This window comes from Caldalkalibacillus thermarum, from assembly GCF_014644735.1.
GTDB lineage: Bacteria > Bacillota > Bacilli > Caldalkalibacillales > Caldalkalibacillaceae > Caldalkalibacillus > Caldalkalibacillus thermarum.
The window spans coordinates 14618-40216 of sequence record NZ_BMKZ01000020.1; the positions used below are offsets into that span (position 1 = coordinate 14618).

The 25599-nt window shown below is 48.5% G+C and carries 22 protein-coding genes and 2 pseudogenes; 18 read left to right on the forward strand and 6 right to left on the reverse strand.

Features of this window, described 5'->3' with window-relative positions; translation table 11 throughout:
* Positions 1-81: 81 nt before the first annotated feature.
* A complete protein-coding gene (locus IEW48_RS09350; RefSeq protein WP_188622631.1) occupies positions 82-1287 on the reverse strand; it encodes a DUF418 domain-containing protein in 1206 nt (401 codons plus the stop codon).
* Positions 1288-1414: 127 nt separating this feature from the next.
* On the reverse strand, positions 1415-1996 hold the full coding sequence (locus tag IEW48_RS09355; RefSeq protein ID WP_188622630.1) for a guanylate kinase: 582 nt from the start codon (positions 1994-1996) through the stop codon (positions 1415-1417).
* A gap of 213 nt (positions 1997-2209) precedes the next feature.
* Here IEW48_RS09355 and thpR point away from each other — a divergent pair, with 213 nt between their 5' ends.
* The 7 genes from thpR (at position 2210) to IEW48_RS09390 (ending at position 9768) form a co-directional block, all read left to right on the forward strand.
* The gene (gene thpR, locus IEW48_RS09360) at positions 2210-2839 is read left to right on the forward strand and encodes an RNA 2',3'-cyclic phosphodiesterase (protein ID WP_188622629.1); all 630 of its coding nucleotides are present in this window, start codon (positions 2210-2212) and stop codon (positions 2837-2839) included.
* A gap of 128 nt (positions 2840-2967) precedes the next feature.
* Complete coding sequence (locus IEW48_RS09365; protein ID WP_188622628.1) at positions 2968-3969, forward strand: LacI family DNA-binding transcriptional regulator; 1002 nt, start codon at positions 2968-2970, stop codon at positions 3967-3969.
* A gap of 207 nt (positions 3970-4176) precedes the next feature.
* Complete coding sequence (locus IEW48_RS09370; protein WP_188622627.1) at positions 4177-5220, forward strand: TRAP transporter substrate-binding protein; 1044 nt, start codon at positions 4177-4179, stop codon at positions 5218-5220.
* Positions 5221-5296: 76 nt separating this feature from the next.
* Positions 5297-5794 (forward strand): TRAP transporter small permease, encoded by a 498-nt coding sequence (locus tag IEW48_RS09375; protein WP_188622626.1) that lies wholly within the window; start codon positions 5297-5299, stop codon positions 5792-5794.
* Complete coding sequence (locus IEW48_RS09380) at positions 5791-7068, forward strand: TRAP transporter large permease (RefSeq protein WP_188622625.1); 1278 nt, start codon at positions 5791-5793, stop codon at positions 7066-7068. Before IEW48_RS09375 ends, IEW48_RS09380 begins: the two co-directional genes overlap by 4 nt.
* A gap of 44 nt (positions 7069-7112) precedes the next feature.
* The gene (locus tag IEW48_RS09385) at positions 7113-8561 is read left to right on the forward strand and encodes an aldehyde dehydrogenase family protein (protein ID WP_188622624.1); all 1449 of its coding nucleotides are present in this window, start codon (positions 7113-7115) and stop codon (positions 8559-8561) included.
* A 40-nt stretch (positions 8562-8601) separates the two neighbouring features.
* Positions 8602-9768, forward strand: coding sequence for an iron-containing alcohol dehydrogenase (locus IEW48_RS09390; protein ID WP_188622623.1), 1167 nt, complete (start codon positions 8602-8604; stop codon positions 9766-9768).
* Positions 9769-9928: 160 nt separating this feature from the next.
* On the opposite strand, the gene IEW48_RS09395 is transcribed toward IEW48_RS09390, so the two are convergent.
* The 4 genes from IEW48_RS09395 to IEW48_RS09410 all read right to left on the reverse strand — a co-directional run bounded on the left by IEW48_RS09395 (position 9929) and on the right by IEW48_RS09410 (position 13485).
* Positions 9929-10120 (reverse strand): hypothetical protein, encoded by a 192-nt coding sequence (locus IEW48_RS09395; protein ID WP_229703929.1) that lies wholly within the window; start codon positions 10118-10120, stop codon positions 9929-9931.
* 116 nt (positions 10121-10236) lie between these two features.
* Positions 10237-11250 (reverse strand): NADPH dehydrogenase NamA, encoded by a 1014-nt coding sequence (namA, locus tag IEW48_RS09400; RefSeq protein ID WP_188622622.1) that lies wholly within the window; start codon positions 11248-11250, stop codon positions 10237-10239.
* A gap of 499 nt (positions 11251-11749) precedes the next feature.
* The gene (locus tag IEW48_RS09405; protein WP_188622621.1) at positions 11750-11971 is read right to left on the reverse strand and encodes a hypothetical protein; all 222 of its coding nucleotides are present in this window, start codon (positions 11969-11971) and stop codon (positions 11750-11752) included.
* A 47-nt stretch (positions 11972-12018) separates the two neighbouring features.
* Positions 12019-13485 carry an NAD(P)/FAD-dependent oxidoreductase gene (locus tag IEW48_RS09410; protein WP_188622620.1) on the reverse strand — a complete coding sequence of 489 codons (1467 nt, stop codon included), beginning with the start codon at positions 13483-13485 and terminating at the stop codon, positions 12019-12021.
* A gap of 206 nt (positions 13486-13691) precedes the next feature.
* Between IEW48_RS09410 and IEW48_RS09415 the strand changes: the two genes are divergently transcribed.
* From IEW48_RS09415 to IEW48_RS09460, 11 genes and pseudogenes are all read left to right on the forward strand, one after another.
* Complete coding sequence (locus tag IEW48_RS09415; protein ID WP_188622619.1) at positions 13692-15572, forward strand: aldehyde ferredoxin oxidoreductase family protein; 1881 nt, start codon at positions 13692-13694, stop codon at positions 15570-15572.
* Between the two features lie 98 nt (positions 15573-15670).
* Positions 15671-15919: a MoaD/ThiS family protein gene (locus tag IEW48_RS09420; protein ID WP_188622618.1), complete on the forward strand. Its 249-nt coding sequence runs from the start codon at positions 15671-15673 to the stop codon at positions 15917-15919.
* A gap of 8 nt (positions 15920-15927) precedes the next feature.
* Entirely contained in the window at positions 15928-16053 is a 126-nt protein-coding gene (locus IEW48_RS17430; protein ID WP_268236531.1) for a hypothetical protein, read from the forward strand.
* A 72-nt stretch (positions 16054-16125) separates the two neighbouring features.
* Positions 16126-16452 carry a metal-sensitive transcriptional regulator gene (locus IEW48_RS09425; protein ID WP_007503848.1) on the forward strand — a complete coding sequence of 109 codons (327 nt, stop codon included), beginning with the start codon at positions 16126-16128 and terminating at the stop codon, positions 16450-16452.
* Positions 16453-16580: 128 nt separating this feature from the next.
* Positions 16581-16790: a copper chaperone CopZ gene (gene copZ / locus IEW48_RS09430; protein ID WP_188622681.1), complete on the forward strand. Its 210-nt coding sequence runs from the start codon at positions 16581-16583 to the stop codon at positions 16788-16790.
* Positions 16791-16923: 133 nt separating this feature from the next.
* Positions 16924-19341, forward strand: a complete 2418-nt coding sequence (locus IEW48_RS09435; RefSeq protein WP_188622617.1) for a heavy metal translocating P-type ATPase — start codon at positions 16924-16926, stop codon at positions 19339-19341.
* A 154-nt stretch (positions 19342-19495) separates the two neighbouring features.
* Positions 19496-22342, forward strand: a complete 2847-nt coding sequence (locus IEW48_RS09440; protein ID WP_188622616.1) for a 2-oxoglutarate dehydrogenase E1 component — start codon at positions 19496-19498, stop codon at positions 22340-22342.
* 61 nt (positions 22343-22403) lie between these two features.
* Positions 22404-23672 (forward strand): 2-oxoglutarate dehydrogenase complex dihydrolipoyllysine-residue succinyltransferase, encoded by a 1269-nt coding sequence (gene odhB / locus IEW48_RS09445; RefSeq protein WP_188622615.1) that lies wholly within the window; start codon positions 22404-22406, stop codon positions 23670-23672.
* 328 nt (positions 23673-24000) lie between these two features.
* Positions 24001-24120 (forward strand): annotated as a pseudogene (locus tag IEW48_RS09450) (sigma 54-interacting transcriptional regulator); the annotation flags it as partial.
* A gap of 1 nt (position 24121) precedes the next feature.
* Positions 24122-24355, forward strand: a pseudogene (locus tag IEW48_RS09455) (AMP-binding enzyme); the annotation flags it as partial.
* Between the two features lie 20 nt (positions 24356-24375).
* Complete coding sequence (locus tag IEW48_RS09460; protein ID WP_188622614.1) at positions 24376-25575, forward strand: iron-containing alcohol dehydrogenase; 1200 nt, start codon at positions 24376-24378, stop codon at positions 25573-25575.
* Positions 25576-25599 lie beyond the last annotated feature (24 nt).

Here is a 25599-nt window from a genome sequence, read left to right on the forward strand (position 1 = left end):
GATTTTTTGTAAAAAAGTGCTTCTGGCCAGCAAAAAGGAGACCTGCAGTACAGATCTCCTTCTTGCCAAATGAAGATGTCTTTACTTTTTCAGCGGTTGCCATGACCAGTATGTAAGGGAGCGCCACAACCACTCTGCCGGGCCATAACGGAAATGGCCTAACCATATGCGGCTAAAGCATACTTGCAACGGATAGAGGACGGCGGCGATGATCACCCACCAGACAGGGGCCACCTGATTATACAGGCCCAACCCATAGTTATAAAACAGGAGCGTACAGATGATAGACTGCAGCAAGTAATTGGTGAGCGCCATGCGGCCCACGGGAGCCAGGTAAGCCAGACGCCGTTGCCATCTTTGGCGGCGACAGAGCTGTAGCAGCGAGGTGATGTAGAAGAAACACAATCCAGGTCCGGCCACACACACACTGACAAAATGGAGCCATTGATAGAGGGTTAACCCGGTGTGTAGCATCTGTTGGTGACTGTAGACCTGCAACAGGGCAGCAGGTACACCAATACACAGACTTAACAGGCGGATGCGCCGGAACAGTGTTTCATGTTGATGCAGCTGTTGGTAGAACCGCCGTTTGCCCACATAAAGGCCTGTTAAAAACATGGCCAAAACAAGGGGAGCAACGAAAATGGAGTTGATGGCCATAAACAGATAATCAAACATACGCTGGGCCGTAATTTCCAGAAAGGTTCCGCTCCCGTAAGCAGCAATGGAGCGCTCAATATAGTGGTAAGCCGATTGCTCCCACTGGGGGTCACTAAATTCACCGCCAAAACCTGGAGCCAAGAGCAAGGTCACCACAACCACGGGCACTGCCCACAAACCCACGGCCCAAGCCAGAAGGGTTTTGGGAGAAGAGCGACGGAAAAACAGAAGGATAAAACTAAGAACCGAATAAAGCATGAGAATATCGCCGGCCCAAATGAAAAAGGCATGGATCATGCCAATTATGAAGAGCACCACCAATCTGCGGGTAAACAGGGGCAAAACCGAATAACCTTTGGCCTCTGCTCTCTCCATAAACAGGACAAAGCCTAAACCAAATAAGAAAGAAAACATGGTAAAAAATTTGGCTTCAGCAAAAAACTGAATGCCCCACAGCGCCAATTTATCCCCCAGACTTTCCCACTCATCTATTCCTGCCATTTGAATATAAACCACCGGCGAAGCGAAAAAAGCCATGTTGGCCAATAAAATCCCTAACAGGGCGAATCCGCGTATCTGATCCAATACTTCCAGGCGTTCCTGAGGTGAGGTGGGGTGGAGAGACATCTCTTGGTTCTCAACTCCTTGACGGGTCTACATGCAAAAGGAGAATGGTTGTCAACCACTCTCCTGTCATCATTTTTTAGTAGAGGCAAAAAAGTGACGTTATTTTCCAGCGGGTGGTGAAGAAGGTCTAATACTTACTGTCTGGATGGTGCTCAATACCCAAAAATTCCTCGATTCTCTTGGTCAGCTCCTGTGCGGTACTGGCCAGGTCGTAGTTGGGGATGGAGATGTCACACTTATCTTTATAGGCCATAATTTCTTCATAGTGGCTTAAGTGACGCTTAATCGTTTCGGGATCATCCCCCCGCTCAATTTGCCGTTGAATGACAGTGTCCCGGTCGGCATAAACAAAAATGGTTAAGGTTTTGGTAAATTCCCTTTTGAAAATTTCACATCCCTCTGGGCTTAAAATAGCAATTAAACTGCCCGCTTTTTCTAATAGATCTTGGCAATCTTGTTTGCGGATTCCGTAGTAGAAGCCGTCCATTTGAACCACTTCAATAAACTCACCAGCCCCTTGCATCTCTTTGAACGTATCTTCAGTTACAAAGTTGTATTCTTTGCCATCTGTTTCACGGGGAAGTTTAGGGCGGGTGGTATAGGAGGTGACCATTGGTATATGCAGCGTGACACCGATTGCATTAGCCAAAGTAAATCGTCCTGATCCGTCGGGTCCAACAAATAACAACGCTCTTCCTTCTAAGGGCATATGATCTCCTCCAATCAAGATGAATCATAAAAATTCTGACACTATCGTTCTAAGTATACCATTCTTTTAGCAAAAAAGATAGCCTTAAAGGAAAGATATGGGGATTTTTACGTTGATTTGTTATGATGATAAAAAGGGAGATGAACGGTGAGGAGAGATAGGCATGCAGATGGATGATGAGCATAACAAGGGTAAAAAAGGAGGAGCCTCCTCATGAAGACAAATAAATATTCATTTAAAACAGAAACAAGGGATACCAAACGCCTCTTTATCGCTCTGCCCCTCCCTTATGCAGTGCGCCAACATCTTAAGGAAAGGGCCAGTCAGTGCAAAAGACAATGGCCATTTAAAAAATGGGTGCATGTTGAGGATTATCATCTCACGCTCAAGTTTTTGGGCGACACGACCCTGACACGTCTACCGCGGCTGAACCGCTCCCTTGCTGAGATTGCCTCATGCTTTTCTCCCTTTAAATTGTCCCTGGAAAATCTGGGTGTCTTTGGTGATCCAAGCCGTCCGCGCATTCTGTGGATTGGTGTTCAGGGAGAGCTTGACGTGCTCAATAACTTGCAACACAAGGTCGAAGAGGAAATGGCCAAGCTGGGTTATCCTGCTGACAACAGGCCCTACCGCCCCCATGTGACCCTGGCCCGAACATACAGGGGAAAGCAAACATTTGATATTCGCTCCCTTAACCAGGGTGTTCAGCTGAACAGCGATAAAATCACTTGGCAGGTTAAAGAGGTGGTACTATATGAAAGCCGCGCGGATCTTCTACCGATGTATAAGCCACAGTTAATAGTTCAGTTGGGGCATAAGTTTGGGAACTATTACAGTCAATAATATTTTGCTATTTTGTCAAAAGATATTCACAAATACAATGGCCCATGTTATAATTTAGATAAAACTTTTGAATACGTATACAAAAAATTAACCAAGCACTTCGACTGACGCTAGAAAGAGGACAGATCATGGTCTCATCTAAATTGGTAGCAAAACTAGCCGGGGTTTCCCAGGCTACGGTCTCCCGGGTCATTAATGGCTCGCCCCATGTGCGCAAGGAGACCCGCGAAAAAGTGGAGCGGGCCATGAAGGAACTGGGTTACCGTCCCAATATGATCGCCCGCAGTTTGGTCTTGAATCGAACAAAAACACTGGCCTTGATATCCGGGGGATTGGAAAATCCTTTCTATTCTGAGGTGGCGACTGCTATCATTAACACGGCGACCGTTAAAGGCTACAACACACTGGTCTATTTTGAACAATCCCATGGCATGGATGAGATTATTGATGAGGTATTAAGCCATCATGTCGAAGGAATCATTATTTCTTCTATCAATCTACAACACCCCATTTATGATACGTTGGAACAATCCGGAATCCCGTTTATTATGATTAACCGCAAGCACCAAAAAGAGGGCCATTACGTGGTGTTGGACAACCATACTGCCGGACGTTTGGCTATGGAACATCTGGTTCAGCTTGGGCACCAACGGATTGGGATGGTGCTGGGACCTGCTAATATTTCTACTTTTCTTGAACGCAAAGAAGGGGCACTACAAGTTTTAGAGGAAAACGGCATCAAGTTTAATCCTGCATATTTACAAGAAGTGAATTTAACCGCACAGGACATCAAATCTGCTGTAACTGAACTAGTGTATCTTGCCAATCCGCCCACTGCGCTTTTGTGCGGCACAGATCACATAGCGCTTATAGCCATGGATATACTGTTAAGTATGAATCTACGTATTCCCGACGATATCAGTGTCATCGGTTTTGATGATATTGCCTTGGCTGGCCATCAAGCCATACAATTGACTAGTGTGGCGCATAACATTGAACAGATGGGGGAATTGGGGGTTAATCTGTTAGTTAATTTAATTGAGGAAGAAAATAATACTTCAGCTTATAAACAGATTCAGCTTAAACCTCACTTGGTGATTCGTAATACCACCGCAAAACTGAATCACTAGATACACTCTATTTATGCCTGTATCTCTTTTTATAGCTTATTATGAATCCGCATACATTTTGTTTAGGGGGTGATCCTGCAAGAATAATATTTAGATTCTATAATTATGGAAATTTATAGAAGTTTTAATATTTAAAAATGTATACGTATACAATCTTGGGAGTTTTCATCAAAAATAAAGAAAAAACAATTAGGGGGAAGATTAGTTATGATTAAGCGCAGCAAATGGTTTGTCATTGCTAGTGCACTGTTTATGTTGGTACTGGCAGGTTGCGGTAATCAAACGGCTGATGATGGCGGTCAAGCCGCGGAGGAGGCCGGAACAGAGCAGGCAGTTGAACTCGTTTTATCCCATACAGCTTTACCTGGCACTCCCATCTATCTCACTTATGAAAAATTTAAAGAAGAGCTGGAAGAGCGTACCGAAGGAAGTGTCACAGTCAAAATTCACCATAGTGCCACTTTAGCTGGTGATACCCAAGGGATAGAGATGTTACAAAACGGCACTTTAGATATTGCCTCTGCGGCAACGAACAATATGGCCCCGTTTACAGATTTGTTCCTGGTGTTTGATCTGCCGTATATATTTGAGGATGTGTATGCTACTCACAAGGTGCTAAACGGAGATGTTGGGCAAGAGTTTAAGGAAAAGGCAGAAGAGGAGTTAGATTTGAAGCTGCTCTTTTTCCTTGATCCTGGTACTCAGCGAGATGTCATGAACTCAAAGAGGGAAGTGCGTGTGCCTGAAGATTTAAGAGGACTGCGCTTCCGTACAGCTGAAAGCCCAATAGAAATGGCCTATGTGGAAGCATTGGGTGCTGTAGCTACACCGATTACTTGGGTTGAGGTATATTCTGCCCTTGAACAAGGTGTAGTCGACGGTTTGGCGCAACAATTTCACTGGGTCGTAACTGCCAATCTGCATGAGGTAATTCGCTATGTCACTGAAACAGGCGGTATTCACGCGATGCATATGGCCTTCATGAATAAAGACAGTTTTGACAAGCTGTCAGAAGCCCAGCAGCAAGCTGTCTTGGAAGCTGCCCAAGTGGCACAAGATTACAATTTTGAAATTGCGCCCAAAATGGCTGATGAGATGAAACAGCAGATGATTGATGAAGGGGTACAATTCTACACCCCTACAGAGGAGGAATTGGCCCAATGGCGTGAGATTTCAGTCTCCATTTGGGATCTGTTTACTGATCGAATTCCTGAAGATCTGATTGAGAGAATCCAAGAAGCCCAGCGCTGATGGATTGATCTGCAGGCGGTTAGCTGGACAGGCTTAAGCCTCTCGCTTAACCGCCCTGTTTAAGGAGGATGTGTTGATGTTAGCCAAACTGGATCACATTTTAGGGAAATGCAGTGATCTTATCAATGTAGTCTCTAAATATGTACTGGGGATCATTGTAGCAACCATGTTTGCATCCATTATTTTACAGGTGGCCCTCCGTTATCTGTTTAACACGGGATTAAGCTGGCCTGAGGAGCTGACCACCTTTTTAATGGCTTGGATGACCTTTATTGGCTCAGCTATCGCTGTTAAACAAATGGAACATATCAGCATTAATATGTTTGTTGAACGTTTGCCACAGCGAGGGCAGTTTCTGGTGCGCCTCATCACCAAAATCATTATGCTCTTGTTTGTCATCTTATTGGTTTATTTGGGTTACAACCTGGCTGTCAATAGCGCCAACTATTTTTCCAATGCCTTGGGCCTATCCCTGTTTTGGCCTCGGCTGAGCATTTTGGTTGGCGGAAGCATCATGGTGCTCCATCTGGTTCATTTTATTGTCCGTGATTTGCGGGAGGTAAGACGCACATGATCTGGTGGCTGCTGATTCCTTTCTTAATTGCGCTGTTCATTGGTATTCCGATCTCCTTTAGTCTGGGGATTGCAGTCATTATATTTATTTTTGTCACGGGCACGCTCCCTTTTGATGTGTTTGCCCAGACGTTGTATTATCCCACTGAATCATTTCCTCTCATGGCCATTCCGTTCTTTATCTTGGCGGGAGAGCTGATGAATCGGTCAGGGATTACAGATCGACTGATCAACTTCGCTAAATTTTTCATGGGCCGGGTGCGAGGGGGATTGGCGCAGGTGACGGTTGTTTCCGGGGCGGGTTTTGCCGGTTTGTCGGGCTCTGCCGTAGCGGAAACGGCCGCCTTGGGCAAAACTTTAGGACCTGCGATGGAGAAGCAAGGCTACGGTAAAGATTTTATCGCTGCGCTGATCGCCAGTGTGGGGGTCATGGCACCGGTTATTCCGCCCAGCATCATTATGATTTTATATGGTGCACAGATGAACGTCTCTATCGGGGCCCTGTTTATGGCCGGCATTGTACCTGGTCTCATCATTGCTTGCTTGCTGATGCTGGTTGCTTATCTGATGGCCATAAAGAACCGATATCCTACATCTTCAGTCCCCTTTTCATGGAAAGGGTTGCTGGACGTTACGGTGGCTGCATCCTTAGCATTTGTCATGCCCATCATTATTGTGCTTGGGATTCGCGGAGGGGTGTTTACACCTACAGAAGGTGGTGCCGTCGCGGCAGCTTATGCTTTTTTAGTTGGCGGGTTGATTTATCGCAGTTTAACATTGAATGATATCTTTGAAAGCTTTGTGCGCAGTGGCATTACCTCAGCGGTTATTCTACTGGTAGTGGCCATGTCTGCTCCTTTCGGGTGGGTGATGACCTATTTTGCTATTCCACAGGCAGTGGCCGATGCACTGTTAGGACTAACAGATAATCATGTGATTATCTTGTTACTTATCATTTTCATCCTCATTTTTGTGGGAATGTTTTTGGAAGGTGCAGCCATCGTCATGCTCCTTGGCCCCGTATTGGCACCGGTTGCAGCAGAGATGGGGATGGACCCTGTTCATTTTGCCATTGTGATGGTTGTGGCTATTGCCATAGGTATGGCGACACCACCAGTTGGTGTTAATCTCTTTGTGATGGTTCCTATCATGGGCACAACGATGGAGAAGGCAAGCAAAGCTGTGTTGCCCTTTGTTTTGTCTTTGTTTATTGCTTTGTTAATTATTGCATTCTTCCCCGAAATCGTCTTATGGTTGCCTCAATTATTCCGATAGTTTATTCCGTTGTTCATTCTTTCTACAAATAGGAGGGATTGCAAGTGAGTCATACAGGTTTTGAAGCAGGTTCCATTATTGCTGGTCAGGAATATAAGGGGAAAGGACGCGACACTTTAGAAGTTCACAATCCCTTTAACAAAGAGGTGATTGGCCGCATTCATCTAGCCACGAGTGAGGATTTGGACCGGGCGATCGTGACTGCCCTGAAAGTGTTCCACACAACCATGAAAAAAATTCCGGCTTATCAAAGAGCAGCCATATTACGCCGAGCCGCTGATATTTTGGAAGAGCGTACGGAGGAGTTTGCTACCATCCTTGCTTTAGAGGCAGGCAAACCAATACGCGATGGCCGGGCCGAAGTGAAGCGGGGTGTGCAGGTTTTACGTTTCTCTGCCGATGAAGCGAAAAAGTTGGCAGGTGAACTGGTACCCATGGATGCAGCTGTAGGTGGGGAAAACCGATTAGGCTTAGTTAAGCGGGTGCCCCTGGGTGTAGTTGGGGCGATTACACCATTTAACTTCCCGCTGAACCTGGCTTTACACAAATTGGGTCCTGCTATAGCTGCTGGCAATACTGTGGTTTTAAAACCAGCGGAAAAAACGCCGTTTTCTGCAATACAATTAGCCAAGGTGTTTGAAGAAGCAGGATTGCCCACGGGTGCACTTAATGTTGTTTTGGGTTTTGGCCCCGACATCGGCGAACCTTTGGTACAAGATGAACGCATTTCCAAAGTGACCTTTACTGGCAGTCCGCAGGTTGGCTTGAAAATTAAACAGATGGCTGGATTAAAGAAGGTTACCCTGGAATTGGGTTCTAACTCCCCTAACATAATTTTTGATGATGCTGAGCTGGATATAGCTGTTAAAAGTCTAGTTAAAGGGGCTTTTGCTTTCTCTGGCCAAGTGTGTATATCAGTGCAGCGCATCTATGTTCAAAAAACGGTTTATGATGCGTTTGTGGAACGGTTTGTCCGCCAGGTGAATGAATTGCAGGTGGGCGATCCGTTGCAAGAGTCAACTGATATTGGACCTATGATCACTGAGGAAGCGGCAAAACGAGCTGAAGAGTGGGTGAAAGAAGCACTGGAAGGGGGAGCCAAGGTATTGACAGGGGGGACAAGGAATGGTTCCGTCATGGCCCCGACTGTGTTAGTCAACGTGAAGCCAGAGATGAAGGTGGTTTGCCAGGAAGTATTTGCCCCTGTTGTTTCCATCATCCCCTTTACAACAGAGCAAGAAGTGATTCAAATGGCCAACAACTCGAATTTCGGCTTGCAAGCGGGTGTGTTTACTCAGAATATTGATCGTGCCCTTCGATTGGCAGATGCTTTAGAGACCGGTGGGGTATGGATCAATGAGATCTCTACTTACCGGCAAGACAACTACCCTTATGGTGGTGTGAAACAAAGTGGTGTGGGAAAAGAAGGAGTTAAATATGCTGTTGAAGATATGACAGACCTGAAATTTATAGGGATTAAACTTGGTTCATAACACGCCAACTGCCACAATTATAGTAACAGAGGTGATACGCATGAATTTAGCTTACTTTAGAACACCGAACGAATTGATCATGGGGGTAGGTTCTGTCAACACTGTCGGCCGTGAAGCCAAAAAACTGGGTGCTCATAAAGTATTGGTGGTCACTGATAAAGTGATCCGCAAGACAGGTATTCTTGATCAAGTGATCAGTCCTCTTCAAGAGGAACAACTCCTTGTGGATATCATTGACGATGTGGTTGCGGAGCCTCCATTTGAGATTTTGGAACAGATAGTAGCCAAAATTAAAACAGGCGGCTTTGATGTATTAATTGGTGTCGGGGGAGGCAGCGCCCTGGATGTCACAAAAGTTTTGTCAGTGATGTTGACCAATGAGCAAAATGTCCGTGACATGGTCGGCATCGAGAAAGTAGAAAAAAAGGGTGTTCCGTTTATCTTGATTCCGACGACGGCGGGCACTGGTTCTGAGGTCACTTATAATGCCATTTTTACTGATACCCGTGATCAGGTTAAAAAAGGTATTGTGAGCACTTACTTGTTGCCTGATGTGGCAATCGTGGATCCTGCCTTAACCTTAACTGTTCCCCCTGCTGTAACAGCAGCAACAGGGATGGATGCTTTGGTGCATGCTGTGGAGTCCTATACAGCGGTGCGGGCTAATCCCTTAACAGATGGCATCGCGCTCAAGGCCATTAAACTTATTTCACAATCACTGCGCAAAGCTGTTTTTCAAGGATCTAATTTAAAAGCGCGGGAAGAAATGGCTATGGGTAGTTTGTTAGCAGGTATTTCCTTAGGTAATGCAGGTGTGGGAGCTGTCCATGCCCTGGCCTATCCGCTGGGTGGCAAGTTTAAGGTGCCCCACGGGGTAGCCAACTCTATGTTATTACCCTATGTAATGAAGTACAATGTCGTTGCTGATCTACAAAAATTTGTCGAAATTGCCCAGGCGATGGGTGAACAGGTTGAGGGATTAAGTTTGCGTGAAGCGGCAGATCGAGCTGTACAAGCCATGAGTAAACTGGCCCAGGATGTGGGAATTCCAGCTTCAATCCGTGAGGTGGGGGTTAAGCGCGAAGATATTCCTGCCTTAGCTGAGGAAGCAAGTAAGATAGATCGGCTCTTAAATAACAATCCTCGCTGGCTAACAGTACGGGAGATTACTGAAATTTATGAAGCAGCTTATGAAGGAGAAAATTAAGGGTGTGGAGTGAGTAAAGCCCAGGGCCACACGTGGTTCTGGGCTTATGACGTGAAAATCCCCCAACAACAACTGTTGGGGGATGGGGAATGATTACATTTGAGGCTGAGGCTGCCCGACAGGCTGGTAACTGTGCAGCATCGTTTTGGCCGTGTGATTGTCAAGGGTGGGTACTTGGTACCAGCCTTTTTCGTTCATATAGCATTTGTCCAGGCTGCACCTGCTGCCGGTTGTGTATGGCTGCAGGAACCTGGGCGTAATCGTGTGTGTATTCCACCAGATGATTGTAATGTTGAATGGCTTGGCCGATGTGACGGTTGAGGATTTGCACCAATTGGGCACCATATGGCATGATGATTCCTCCCTTCAAACATTGCCCATCTATAACGTACCCGGAATGGTGAAAAGTATGGCTTGAGAGTTTCGGCAAAAATGGGCCACAACTGTTGTCACCGGAGGAATCATCTTTTACCAGGCCCGCTCGTACTGGCGGGGACCTTCAATCTGCATATTTAACTCTTGCGCCGCCCGTCTCGGCCAATAGGGATCGCGCAACAATTCCCGGGCCAGAAAGACAAGATCGGCCCGCTCATTCTGTAAAATTTCCTCTGCTTGCCATCCGCTGGTAATCAAGCCGACTGCGCCGGTGGCAATATTGGCTTCTGCCCTGATTTTCTCTGCAAAAGGCACCTGATACCCCGGATAAACATTGATTTTTGCCGGCACAACACCTCCGGAACTGCAGTCAATGAGATCCACACCTTGGGCTTTCATTTTTTGGGCATAATAAACGTAATCATCAACGGTTAATCCTTCAGGGTGGTAATCACTCGCTGAAATACGCACAAACAGAGGTCCATCCCACTCCTCTTTGACCGCCTCAATCACCTCCTGCAAAAACCGGTAGCGCCGGTCACGGTCCCCACCGTATGTATCATGACGATGGTTAGATAACGGGGACAAAAATTGATTAATGAGATAGCCATGGGCAGCGTGAATTTCTACCACGTCAAAACCAGCTGCCTTTGCCCGCCGGGCCCCTTCCCGGAAAGCGGCGATGGTCTCCTCAATCTGTTCCGCCGTCATAGCTGCCGGTGTTTTCATGTTTTCATTAAACGGAATGGCTGAAGGAGCGATAATGGGTCCATCAACGGTGGCTTTTCGGCCTGCGTGAGCCAATTGGATCCCTATTTTAGCACCGTGCTGGTGGCTCAAGCGGACTAATTCGGCTAAACCCTCAATATGTTCGTCACTCCAGATGCCCAAATCATGGACAGAGATGCGGCCTTGGGGGGTGACAGCCGTCGCCTCCACAATAATCAGGCCGACTTGTCCAACCGCCCGGCTGGTGTAATGGACGCGGTGCCAGTCGGTCACTTTCCCGTCTTCATCCATACAGGAGTACATGCACATCGGGGACATAACGATACGGTTTTTAAAGGTGACATCTTTGATGGTGTAAGGGCTAAACAGCTTGCTCATCCGCTCACATCCTTCTGCCGATAGTAGTGGTGTTTTTTAGTCTCATTTTTTCGCTTCACTAAATAGTTTAGCATGAGTACGTATTTTCGTCATGTCAAAGGATGTGCGGTGTAACTTAAGTTATTTCCAGCGCAAACTTATTGATGATGAGAGCGTTTGAGCAGAGCTTGACGCAATTGTTTTTCACTGATCTCCTTGCGAATAAATTTCATGATGGTATGAATCATCTGCTTGTTCATACTCCCCCTCCTCACGTTGGCTAGTTCAATCTTTATTTGCAGTTTATTCAAGACAGGCGGGAGATATACGGGGGAAACCGGAATTATTGGGTTTGATCAAATTTTTACTGGGCAGTAAGTAAGTTTCCTGTTGCAAGCTAATAAAAATATTGACATGACACCAGATAACTTATATTATGTAAATCGTAAGTATTACTATTTATAATGACAAACAAAGGGCGGCCTGGTATAAGGCCGCCCCCTTAATGATAACGGCGAAGTTAGCAGTATTCGTTCAGGTTGTAATCTTCTGGTTCGTTTTTTCTGCGTCTGTTGTCAGTTTCAACAACTCCGTATTCACCAGCAAACTCTTCCACGGGAACAATGTCCCGCAAGTTGATGTTCTCTTCGTTCCTGTTGCGCTGGTTTCTGCGGTTTCTGGCCACCAGAGCTGCACTCCCTTTCGCCGTTAGAATAGATGGGTTGACCAAATTTATGACCAAGCCCATCTGCCCCTTATTATGGCCTGTTTTGATCGGAAAAAAGAGTGTTAATTTGTAGCAACCGCCGCTGAAGTAGGATCCGTATTTAACTTCTCCACAATGTGTCGGGCGATCCAGACACCCGAAGCGGATGCTTGGGCCAACCCCCGGGTCAAACCGGCACCGTCTCCGGCGGCGTACAGGTTGCTGATCTCTTCCACTTCCAGGTGTTCCGTCAGATGGGGACGTGCAGAGTAAAATTTGGCTTCAACACCGTACAGCAGGGTGTGTTCAGTAGCCAGTCCGGGAGTGATGTGGTTTAAGGCTTCAATCATTTCAATAATGCTTTTCATGGTGGCATACGGCAGCACCTTGGTCAGGTCACCGGGCACAGCTTCTTTCAGGGTAGGCTCCACGAAACCTTCTTTGATCCTTTTTTCAGTGGAGCGGCGTCCCTTGATAATATCCCCAAAGCGTTGCACCAGGATGGAACCGCCGGAAAGTTCGTTGGCTAGCATGCCGATCCGGCGGGCGTATTCATTGGGCCTGTCAAACGGGTCGGAAAATTCATGGGAGACCAGCAGGGCGAAGTTGGTATTTTCCGATCCCAGCGCCTCATCTTTATAACTGTGACCATTGGCCAGCATGACTCCGCTGTGGTTTTCCACCACCACGTGCCCGGAAGGGTTGCTGCAAAAGGTTCTGACCCTCGTGCCGACCGAACTGTTAAAAATAAACTTTCCTTCGTACAGGTGGGTGTTCACCTCTTCCATAATGGTATCTAAGGTCTCCACCCGCACACCGATATCCACCTGATTGTTTTTCATTTTGATCTTCCGTTTTCTGAGCAGTTCAGCCAGCCAGACAGCCCCATCCCGGCCCGGGGCGATCAGCACATATCTACCCCTGATTTCTTCGCCATTCTTTTTCAGGATGACGCCCGTTGCTTTAAGCTTGCCGCTTTTCTCTTCCGTCAAGAGGTCGGCCACTTCTGTTTTGAAACGCATCTCAATTTTATCGTTTAAATACTCAAAAATACTTTGCAAAATTTGCAGGTTTTGTTCTGTTCCCAAGTGGCGGACATTGGCCCGCAACAATTTTAGACCTGCTGCCAGTCCTTTTTTCTCAATCTGTTTGACGGCCTCACTGCTTGGATCGGTAATGGAGGTCGTGGCGCCGTGTCTAAGGTTAATGTCATCCACATATTTAATCAAGTCATACACGGTACTTTTATCCAAATAATCGGTTAGCCAACCGCCGAATTCTGTGGTAATGTTAAACTTTCCATCCGAATAAGCGCCTGCACCTCCAAAACCATTGGTAATGGAGCAGGCAGGCAAACAGCCAGCATATTCTTTTTTCGCTGTGGGCGGCGGGCATTTCTTAATTTTCCGCTCCAGAATCGGACAGCGCCGGGCGTAAATATCCAGCCCTTTATCGATGAGCAGCACCTTGGCTCCTGGCGCTTTCAAGGTCAGCTCATAGGCGGCAAAGATCCCGGCCGGTCCGGCCCCAACAATAATGACATCGTACATGGGCAATCACCTCACATCCGGAATGAAAGACGAACAATTAAAAATGAATGCGCTTTTAAAGTTCGTTTTTTTCAAGCCGTTGTTTATTCTAGCATAATCCTGGTAAAAATCAACTTTAAAAAAATTTAGTCAGGCGAAAAAAGCAGGAAAGTCATTGCTGGTACGCGAATACATAGTACAGACAGTGTGAAAAGGGAGGGCAAGGCATGAGCTTAGGGATTAACGGTAAAATTTTGCGAGTCAATTTAACGCAGGGGACCCATGCCATCGACCGGCCGGATGAAGCCTGGTACCGGATGTATCATGGCGGGCGGGGGTTGATTGCCTATTATTTGTACAAGGAGTTGAAGCCTGGGATTGATCCATTGGGACCGGACAACAAGCTGATTTTTGCAGCCGGACCGCTTACCGGTGAACCATTTGGCGGGGCGGGACGCAACAGTGTGGGGGCCAAGTCCCCTTTGACAGGGGCGTATGGTGACGGTGAAGCAGGCGGGTTTTGGGGATCATTCTTAAAGCGTGCCGGGTATGATGCCGTCATTGTGGAAGGGCAGGCAGAGAAACCTGTCTATATTGCCATTGAGGATGGTCAGGTCGCTATTCATGATGCCAGCGACATTTGGGGCAAAGATACGGCCTATGTCGATGAATACTTAAAAGCAAAACATGGCCGGGGAGCGAAAGTATGCCAATGCGGTATTGCCGGGGAAAACCTGGTCCGCTATGCCACAGTGGTCAATGACATTAACCGCATGGTGGGACGGACCGGAATGGGGGCTGTGATGGGCTCCAAAAAGCTGAAAGCCATTGTGGTCAAGGGCAAGCAAATGCCCAAGATGAGCAATCCCCAGAGAGTGAAAGAGCTGGCCGCCTGGATGGGCAAGAACCATGCCGAGTTGACCAAGGGTTTTCACAAGATGGGCACTTCAGGGATAGTACAACCCTTAAACCGGATTAGCGGCTTGCCTACCCGCAATTTCAGGGATCCTTTCTTTGAATATGCTGAACAAATTTCTGGTGAAGCAATGCACAGCCAATTTAATGTGAAAGACGACACCTGTAATGCCTGTCCCATTCGCTGCAAACGGGTGGTGGAGTCGGAAGAACATCAGGTGGACGGCCGTTTCGGCGGAGCCGAGTATGAACATTTAAGTGCAATCGGCTCTAATCTGGGCATCAGCGATTTGGCGGCCCTGATGAAAGCGACAGAGCGGTGTAATGCTTACGGAGTAGATGTCATTTCCTTGGGGGTCACCATTGCCTGTGCCATGGAAGCCTATGAGAAAGGCATCATCACCAAAGAGGATACAGATGGGATTGAGCTGACCTGGGGCAATGCCGAGGCCCTGTTGACCCTGATCGAAAAAATATGCCGGAGGGAAGGTATCGGCGATCTCTTAGCTGAGGGCAGCATGCGTTTTGCTGAAAAAATTGGCGGCGGGGCAGAGGAGTTTGCTCTAAATATCAAGGGGTTGGAGTTACCCATGCATGAACCCCGCTTGAAGCAGGGGATGGGTGTCGGCTACGCCATCTCGCCCACGGGAGCCGATCATTGCCACAATCTGCACGATACGGGAACAGCCAAAAACGTGGACTTTTTCAAACCGTTAGGCGCCTTTAAGCCAGTTCCAGCAGACGATATCGGCCCGGAGAAGATTCGCATGCTTGTATATTTTACCAATTGGCGTCACTATATGAACAGCGCAGTGGTGTGCCAGTTTTTACCCTGGACCATTGATCATCTCGTGGAGTTGACCAATGGCGTCACGGGCTGGGACACCAATGTGTGGGAATTAATGAAAGTGGGCGAACGGGCCGCCACACTGACGCGCCTGTTTAACTTGCGGGAAGGTTTTACAGCGGAGGATGACCGTCTGCCCAAGCGGTTTTTCAAGCCGTTTAAGGAAGGGTATATTAAAGGCAAAGCCCCCTCGGAAGAGGACTTCCGGCAGGCTATCCGTTATTATTACCAGATGATGGGCTGGGATGAACAAGGTGTCCCTACGGACGGCAAACTGGCCGAGCTGGGCATTTTATGGGCCCGGGATAGCGCTGCCAGGGAAGTCACCTCTATTGAGCAGAGCTGATGTATTTACCACCCGATGACAGAGTGCATTTTTATTACATCAACCACTAACATCAACAAATAAACATTAACAAAGTCATTTGCAAAGAAGGGATCGGGATGCATATTTATCTGAGAGCCTATGGTCATTTGGAACATTATCTGCAGCAAGGGGAATATGCTGGGGATGATAAACAGTGGGTAAAGCTGAAAACAGACAGTCCTGGCATCAAGAGCATCATCCGTTCTCTGGGCATCCCTGATCAGGAGGTTTGCTTTCTTGTGCGCAACGGGGAATTTATGGACTGGGATGAACAGGTGCAGGAAGGGGACCGTATCGAACTGATTCCCCCCATAGAGGGGGGGTAACCAACCTTTTGTATAAAGAAATGAAAATAGCAGCTGGCTTGCAAAAGACCGAACATTTTGACCCCACTGTGCTGGATGCCCAGACGGTGTTAAAAATAGCCACGATTGAGGGAGCAAAGCTGCTGGGGGTATAGTGCTTAACTTTTACGGCGCTTGCCCTTGTAATTGTCATCATACATGGGTATAGTATAAGTGAGGTGGGAAAGATGACGGAGTGGGAAAACAAACACGAAGCGTTAGACTGCCACGGGAGCGGGCGCCGGGGGCGGGCACCGGCTGAATTGAAAGAAAACCTGATCCGCCGCCTGAACCGGATTGAAGGGCAGGTCCGGGGCATTAAAGGCATGATCGAGCGGGATGTATACTGTGATGACATCCTCAATCAAATGGCTGCCGTGCAATCGGCTCTTCATGCGGTGTCCAAGTTGCTGCTGGAAAGCCATATCAAAACCTGTGTGATGGAGCGGCTCAAAGAAGGGGACCAGGAAGTGACCGGGGAATTTATGAAAACCATCTCCAAGTTAATTAAATAACAAGAGAGTCAATCAGTGTGGTTTCGGTTTTCTTGAATACTATACAGGGGTATGCTATATTAATAATGAATCATGTGATTCAATACAATCGACACTAACACCAAAACAACTTTGGAGGAGAGTCAATGATGAAGGAAGTCACACTGAAAGTGGAAGGGATGTCTTGTGCTCATTGTGTATCTGCTGTAGAAAAGAGTGTCGGGGCGTTAGAGGGCGTTTCTGACGTGAAAGTCAATCTGGATCAAGGTCTGGTTGAGGTCAAATTTGACGACAGCATAGTCAGTGTGGAAAAGATCAAAGAAACAATCGATGACCAGGGATATGATGTGGTATCTTAGGAGAGTATTTTAGAAAAGCTGGACTGTTTTCGGCTTCTGGCAAATCGTGTTACGGAAAAGGTAGCACGATTCCTTTTGGATTGAATGATACCCTATAAGGGTATAAACAGGTTAAAGAAACGGGGTGTCAGCTGTGACTCAAACACGGCAGACCAGTTTTAAAGTGACAGGCATGTCTTGTGCCGCTTGTGCCAACCGGATTGAAAAAGCATTATACAAACTTGACGGGGTACAAACTGCCCATGTGAATTTGGCTTTGGAAAAGGCGACAGTAGAGTATGATCCACAACAGGTGGACCTGTCCCGGCTGGAAGCACGCCTTGAACAGCTGGGATACGCTATAGTAAAAGAAAAGGTTGAATTTGAGGTCGACGGCATGTCTTGTGCCGCTTGTGCCAACCGCATTGAAAAAACGTTAAACAAAATGGCAGGCGTTTTTCAAGCCAACGTAAACTTTGCCCTGGAGAGGGCTGCTGTGGCCTACAACCCCGCTGAGGTTACCCCGGAGGAGATGATCACACGCATTGATCAGCTTGGCTTTAAACTGAGCTTAAAAGAAGATCGGGCTGGTTTGGACCAAGCACAGGACCGGGAGACCGGCCGTCAATTTCGCAAGTTTGTGTGGGCTGCCGTTTTCTCACTTCCTCTCTTATGGACGATGGTAAGCCATTTTGAATGGGCAGCTTTTATCTGGGTGCCGGATGTGCTCTTGAACCCGTGGGTGCAATGGGCTTTGGCCACTCCGGTACAGTTTGTGATCGGCTGGCAGTTTTACAAGGGGGCGTATAAAGCGCTGCGCAACAAAAGTGCCAATATGGATGTGCTGGTGGCCTTGGGGACTTCTGCCGCCTATTTTTACAGCCTGTATTTATCCATCGATTGGCTGAGAACAGGGGCTCATCATGTAGACCTTTATTACGAAACCGCAGCCATCATTATTACGTTGATTTTACTCGGAAAATATTTTGAAGCAAAAGCCAAAGGCCGCACCTCCCAGGCCATCAAAAAGCTGATGGGCCTAAAGCCCAAAACAGCGCTGGTGATCCGTAACGGGCAGGAGATTGAGATTCCAGTGGACGAAGTTGTTGTGGGTGACATTATTTTGGTTAAACCCGGTCAAAAAATTCCGGTTGACGGGGAAGTGATTGCTGGTCGTTCCGCAGTGGATGAATCGATGCTGACTGGAGAAAGCATCCCGGTGGACAAAGAAGCGGGCGATGAGGTGATCGGAGCGACGATCAACAAAAACGGCACGCTTAAAATTAAAGCGACCAAGGTAGGTAAAGATACGGCCTTGGCCCAAATTGTGCGGGTCGTGGAAGAGGCGCAAGGTTCCAAAGCGCCCATTCAGCGCATGGTGGATAAGGTCTCCGGCATCTTCGTCCCTATTGTGGTGATTTTTGCCTTTCTTACGTTCTTGTTCTGGTATTTGATCCTAACCCCCGGACAGTTGGGCAGCGCCCTGATCCCCACCATCTCTATTCTGGTAATTGCTTGTCCCTGTGCCCTGGGGCTGGCCACTCCGACTTCGATCATGGCCGGTTCGGGCCGTTCAGCGGAATACGGCATCTTGTTCAAAGGCGGTGAACATCTGGAGAAAACCCAGGAGATTACGACCGTCGTCCTGGATAAAACGGGCACCGTGACCAAGGGTGAACCGGAAATGACGGATGTACTGGTGAACCCTGATGCCGGACTCAGTGAGGAGGAGCTGTTAAGGCTGGTCGGTTCGGCGGAAAAACCCTCCGAACATCCTCTGGCCCAGGCCCTTGTGCAAGGTATACAGGAAAAGGGGATAGCGTTAAAAGAACCGGAACAGTTTGAAGCGGTGCCCGGACACGGAATAACGGCGGAAGTAGACCAGCATCAGGTGTTAGTCGGTACCCGCCGCCTGATGGCTAAACACAGTATTGACGTCTCCCCGGCCTTAGGGCAGCTGGAACAGCTTGAACAGGAAGGGAAAACCGCCATGCTGGTGGCCGTAGATAGCACCTATGCCGGGATTATCGCCGTTGCCGACAGAGTGAAAGAAACATCTCGAGAGGCCGTGGCCCGCATGAGGGCGATGGGCCTGGAAGTGCTGATGATCACGGGAGACAATGAACGGACAGCCCGCGCCATTGCCAGACAAGTGGGCATTGACCATGTGCTGGCCGAAGTGTTGCCTGAAGGCAAGGCTGATGAAGTTAAAAAACTGCAACAACAAGGGAAGAAAGTGGCCATGGTGGGCGATGGAATTAACGATGCTCCTGCCTTGGCTGTGGCGGATATCGGCATGGCCATCGGTACGGGTACTGATATTGCCATGGAAACGGCGGATATAGCCTTGATGCGGGGGGATTTGAACAGCGTGGTTGATGCTTTGCTCATGAGCCGCAAAACGATGCGCAACATCAAACAAAACTTGTTCTGGGCTTTTTGCTATAATACTGCAGCCATCCCTGTGGCTGCAGCCGGCCTTTTGCAACCTTGGATGGCCGGGGCGGCGATGGCTTTCAGCTCCGTTTCCGTTGTGTTGAATGCCTTAAGGTTGCAGCGGGTTAAATTATAACAGGCAGACCAATGAGAGCACACCCCCTCAGGTGTGCTTTTTCTTATATCGGAGTGGGCCAAAACAAGATTCATTCACTTTAAAACGGCTGTTTACACCAAACAGGATAAGGGTATCTTAATGTAAGAAACTGAAATAGCGGAGGGTGTTAGGGATGCCTGCTGAGGATATGGAGAATCGACACCGTTGGGAACGGGTATTTGGGGTTAACCTGGGCTATATTCAAGATAAATATGAACAGTACCTGCATGATCCCGGCTCAGTCGAACCAGAGCTGAAAACTTTATTTGAGCGGTGGGGACCGCCCCCTATGGTTGATCAAGATCATCAGCCTGTGCGGGACAGGAAAAGAGAAAGAGGGGCGCCACAAATAAGTGCATACCAACTGGAAAAAGCGGCAGCTGCCATGCAGTTGGCCCAACATATTCGTACATACGGCCACTTGGAAGCCAAAATTGACCCGTTGCACGAGGGGGAGACGGAGCACGTTTCCCTGCTTGATCCAACTGCTTACGGCCTGACTGAAGAAGATCTGCGCGCGTTGCCCGCAGCCGCCGTCTGGCCTGAAGCGCCGGACAGGATGGAAACAGCTTGGGATGCCCTTCACCACTTGAAGCAAGTGTATACTGAATCCCTGGCTTACCAATTTACCCATGTTCATGATCCTGAAGAACGCAAGTGGCTTTGCCGCTGGGTGGAAACGGGCCGGGCACATGAGCCGTTGAGCAGTAAGGAAAAGGTGGCACTGCTTAACAGGTTGATTGAAGTAGAAATGTTTGAGCAATTTTTGCACCGCAGATTTGTAGGGCAAAAGCGCTTTTCCATTGAAGGGTTAGATGCGCTGGTGCCTATGTTGGATGAGCTGATCAGCCAAGGGGTTCACAGCGGTATTGAGCACATCATGATTGGCATGGCCCACCGCGGGCGGCTGAACGTGCTGGCCCATGTACTGGGCAAACCTTATGAGCTGATTTTTTCCGAGTTTCATCATTCACCCAACAAAGATTTGGTGCCGTCTGAGGGTTCGGTCGGCATTAACTATGGCTGGACCGGAGACGTGAAATACCATCTGGGAGGAAAAAGGGCTATCCAGGCGGATAATGTGGTTAGGGCACGGTTGACCTTGGCTAATAATCCCAGTCATTTAGAGTTTGTGAACCCAGTGGTTGAAGGCTTCACCAGGGCTGCACAGGAAGAACGGACAAAGAGGGGCTACCCCGAGCAGGATGTCAACAAAGCGTTTGCTATTCTGATTCATGGCGACGCGGCTTTTCCGGGCGAAGGGATTGTGGCGGAGACTCTAAATTTAAGTCAGCTGCGCGGCTATCATACAGGTGGCACGATTCACATTATTGCCAACAACCGTCTGGGATTTACCACAGAAGAGCGGGATGCCCGTTCGACCAAATATGCCAGTGACCTGGCCAAGGGGTTTGAGATTCCCATTGTCCACGTCAATGCTGATGATCCCGAGGCGTGTCTGGCTGCTGTCCGGCTGGCCTACGCCTACCGCCAGCGCTTCCATAAGGATTTTCTGATTGACTTGATCGGTTACCGCCGCTTTGGACACAATGAAGCGGACGATCCAGCGGTGACCCAGCCCAAGCTCTATGCGAAAATTAAACACCATCCCAGCGTCCGGGTACAATATGCACAGGCCTTAATCAAAGCAGGTCTGGTGACAGAAGAGCATATAGAAGAGATGGAAAACAAGGTCGTGGAAAAATTAGAAGCGGCTTATCAACGGGCTATGCAGAAAAATAAAGGAGATACATTTCATTTAGATCCGCCGGAAGTGCTGAGCGGATCACTGCCTGATATTAACACCAGTGTCCCGCTGGACACGCTTAGGACCATAAACCGGAATTTGCTTGACTGGCCCGAAGGATTTACGGTTTATCCGAAATTGAGACGTATCCTGGAACGGAGGGCCAATGCCCTGGCTGATGACGGAAAAGTGGACTGGGCGCTGGCTGAAATACTGGCCTTTGCCACGATCCTCCATGACGGCATCCCCATCCGGCTGACCGGTCAGGATACGGAACGGGGGACGTTTGCCCACCGGCATTTGGTTTTGCATGACAGCAAAACGGGTGAATCCCTTTCGCCCCTCCATGTGTTGCCCGAGGCCCGGGCCTCGTTTGCTATCCATAACAGCCCACTGACAGAAACAGCGGTGCTGGGCTTTGAATACGGTTACAGTGTCTTTACCACAGATACCTTGGTCCTGTGGGAAGCCCAGTACGGGGACTTTGCCAATGTGGCCCAAGTGATATTTGACCAATTTATATCGGCTGGCCGGGCTAAATGGGGTGAAAGATCCAATCTGGTCGTGCTCTTGCCCCACGGCTATGAAGGGCAGGGACCGGAGCATTCCAGCGCCCGATTGGAACGTTTTCTGCAATTGGCCGCTGAAAATAACTGGTTTGTCGCAAACGTGACCAAAGCGGCCCAGTACTTCCACCTTTTGCGCCGTCAAGCCTTGTTATCAGGGCGTGAAGAGGAACGGCCGCTGGTCATTATGACTCCCAAAAGCCTGATTCGCAACCCGCGTGTCGCTTCTTTTCCCCAAGCTTTAAGTGAGGGCCGTTTTCACCGGGTCCTTGAACAAACCGGATTGGGACAGTATCCCGAGCGTGTCGAGCGGCTGATCTTGTGCAGCGGCAAAATTGCAGTGGAGTTAGAGGAAAAGCTGGAGAAAGCAGAGGATAACATGGACTGGCTGCATATTGTGCGTGTGGAGGAGCTCTATCCTTTTCCCAAACAAGACATCCAACAGATCATTCAACGGTACGAGGGATTGCAAGAGATCGTCTGGGTGCAGGAAGAACCGCGCAATATGGGAGCTTGGCGTTACATGGAGCCCTATCTAAGGGACGTGGCGGGAGAGATTCCTGTCCGTTACATTGGGCGGCCCGACCGCTCCAGTCCGGCAGAAGGTTTGCATGAGGCCCACAAAAAAGAACAGGAAAGGATTGTGCAGGAAGCCTTAAGACGCTAAACACACAGCAAGAATATACACAGCTTAACCTGTTATATTCCTACTGAGGGAGGTATCTGTCATGGTGGAGGTCAAAGTGCCTGAACTGGCCGAATCCATCACTGAGGGAACGATTGTCAAATGGCTCAAAGAAGAGGGGGATTTCGTCAAGCAGGGAGATATCCTGCTCGAACTGGAAACGGATAAAGTCAATTTGGAAATCAATGCTGAACATGATGGCATCTTGCGTAAACATCTCAAACAGGAAGGAGATGCGGTCACAGTGGGAGAAGTGATTGCCCTCCTGGATGAAGAAGCAACGGGTGAACATCGGACAGCAGATAAGTCACCAGGCGAAACCCAGGATGAAGAAAGGGATAAGGATGGCAACATGGAGGCGGACGATTGGGACAGCACCCTGGGTAAGGAGCAGCTGGCCACCCCTGCCGCCCGTCGGCGGGCACGCCAGCAGGGCATTGATTTGGGCCAGGTTGAAAGTCTTGATCCCTGGGGACGGATCCATGCTGCAGATATAGAAAAGCACAAGGGAGCACCCGGACGGGCAGTGAACGGAGAAAAAGGGGAACGGGAACAAAAGCAGGTTCATCCGGAACAGGCAAAAGCCTTAGAACAGAAGATGTATGAGAGCAAACCGGTGGAACGGATACGCATGTCGCGCCGCAGGCAGACCATCGCCAGACGTTTGGTTGAAGCCCAGCATACAGCTGCTATGCTGACCACTTTTAACGAAGTGGATATGACCGCTATCATGGAACTCCGTAAGCGGCACAAGGAAGCCTTTTATCAAGAGCACGGGGTCAGATTGGGTTACATGTCTTTTTTCACCAAAGCGGTCATCGGGGCCCTGAAAAAGTTTCCTTTGTTAAATGCAGAGATTCAAGGTGACGAGATTGTGGTCAAGAAATATTATGATATCGGCGTGGCTGTTGCCACCGACCAGGGGCTGGTGGTTCCTGTTGTGCGTAATGCAGACAAGTTAAGTTTTGCCGAAATTGAGCGGGAAATAGCCTCTTTAGCCGAAAAAGCCCGTCAAAACAAGCTGAGTGTCAGTGACTTGCAAGGCGGAACCTTTACTATTACCAATGGGGGAGTATTTGGCTCCCTCCTGTCCACCCCGATTCTCAATCCCCCTCAGGTGGGCATTTTGGGCATGCATAAAATCCAAATCCGTCCGGTGGCAGTAGATGAAGAGCGGATGGAGAACCGGCCCATGATGTACATCGCCCTGTCCTATGACCATCGCATTGTGGACGGAAAGGAAGCGGTCAGCTTCCTGGTCAAGGTGAAAGAGTTGCTGGAAGATCCCGAAACGTTGCTATTGGAAGGATAAAACTAGGAATAGGATTCCCTGACAGAAGCGGGGAATCCTTTTTTTTGCCGGATATCCCTACCCTTAAGTGTTATACAACGGCCCTTTTTGGTTTTGGTATAATCGTAGCAAGAAAAGAAGGTGCCTACGATGCCGGATGGGAGTGGTTCTCATGAAAGTAAAACGCTATGGATGGCTGCATTGGCAAGCATGTCACTGAAGTGATCGAAAATACAAGGATGCATATCGTGGTCAAAACAGGTGTACCTGAGCTGGCTGAGGTGTAACAGATCAAAGGCAAACAGATGATTGCCCACCGCATTCCGATCAAAAACAACAAGGGTGAAGTGGTGGCCGCAGTCCGGCCACCGTTTTGCTGGTGGGTGAAAGCGGAACAGGAAAGGAACTTTTTGCCCATGCTATTCATCAAGAAAGCAAACGGGCCTATGGACCATTTATCCGGGTCAATTGAAGATGTCAAAATTTTTGTGATTGTCAGGGAAGGAGAACAGCTTTCACCTGAAGAATTATTAGATTGGTGCCAGGAACGGATGGCTTATTTTATGGTCCCCCGCTATGTTGAGTTCACCAACGCCTTTCCCAAAACGGCCACGGAACGGATCCAAAAATTTAAACTGAAGGAAATGGGGATCGGCAATGCCTGGGACAGGGAGAAAGCTGGCTATGTCGTCAAGCGGGATTAATCAGGAAAGGAGAGGGGAATGTGGTGTCCAAAAAGGACCTAAAGCTCAGTACCTTTGCCGAGTTTCGCCTGCCGCCAGAGGTGTACTACGGACAAGGGGCTTTGTCCACATTAAAGGATGTGGTGCCCTGTCTTGGTTCCAAAGTGCTCATTATTAGTGATGAAGTGATGGAACAAATAGGCCATGTGGAGCGTTGTGTCACTTATGTGCAAAAAGCTGGAGCAGCCCATGTCACTTATATGGGTGTCAACACAGAACCAACAGATGTGTATGTGGATGAAGCACTGCAGATGCTGCAGGAACAGAACTGTGACCTCATTGTGGCGGTTGGTGGGGGAAGCTGCATAGACACTGCCAAAGCGGTTGCTGTGGTGGCTACAAACGGCGGATATATTGGTGAGTATGTGGGAGGGCAAAAACCGATTACAAAGGAACCTGTTCCGCTTATTGCCATTCCCACTACAGCTGGTACCGGATCGGAAGTGACCAGTGTCACGGTTATCACCAACACCACTGCTGATGTCAAAATGATGATCAAGCATCCGGCCTTTATTCCTGCTGTTGCCATTGTTGATCCGCTCTTGACTGTGACTTCACCTCCCAAGTTGACTGCAGCTACCGGGGTAGATGCCTTGTGTCACGCCATAGAAGCCTATCTCTCCAGAATGGCTCAGCCGCTGACAGACACATTGTCCTTAGAGGCCATTCGCTTGATCAGCTCATCTATTCGCCGTGCATATCAACAGGGAGAGGACTTGGAAGCCAGAGACAGGATGACCTTGGGCGCCATGCAAGCAGGTATTGCTTTTTCCAATGCCTCAGTCTGTTTGGTGCATGGTATGTCCCGGCCCATAGGCGCTTTGTTTCATGTTCCCCATGGGATGTCCAATGCCATGCTGTTACCGGCAGTACTGGAGTATACTTTGGAAGCTTGTATTGATCGCATGGCAGTGATCGGCCGTGTCATTAAGCCGGAGCTGGAAGGGCAAGATGATCAAAAGGCCGCACAGGCAGCGGTACAGGAAATTAAACAATTGTGTCGGGATCTTAACATTCCCAATATGAAAACATGGGGCATTGATGAGAGCCGGTTTAGAAAAGTCTTGGATAAAATGGCCCAGGATGCCCTGGCTAGCGGCAGCCCGGCCAACAACCCACGGGTTCCAACCCATGAAGAGATTGTCAAACTGTATGAGTATTGTTATGATTATGATTATTAGCGGATTAGGTTGCATGGGCGTTGG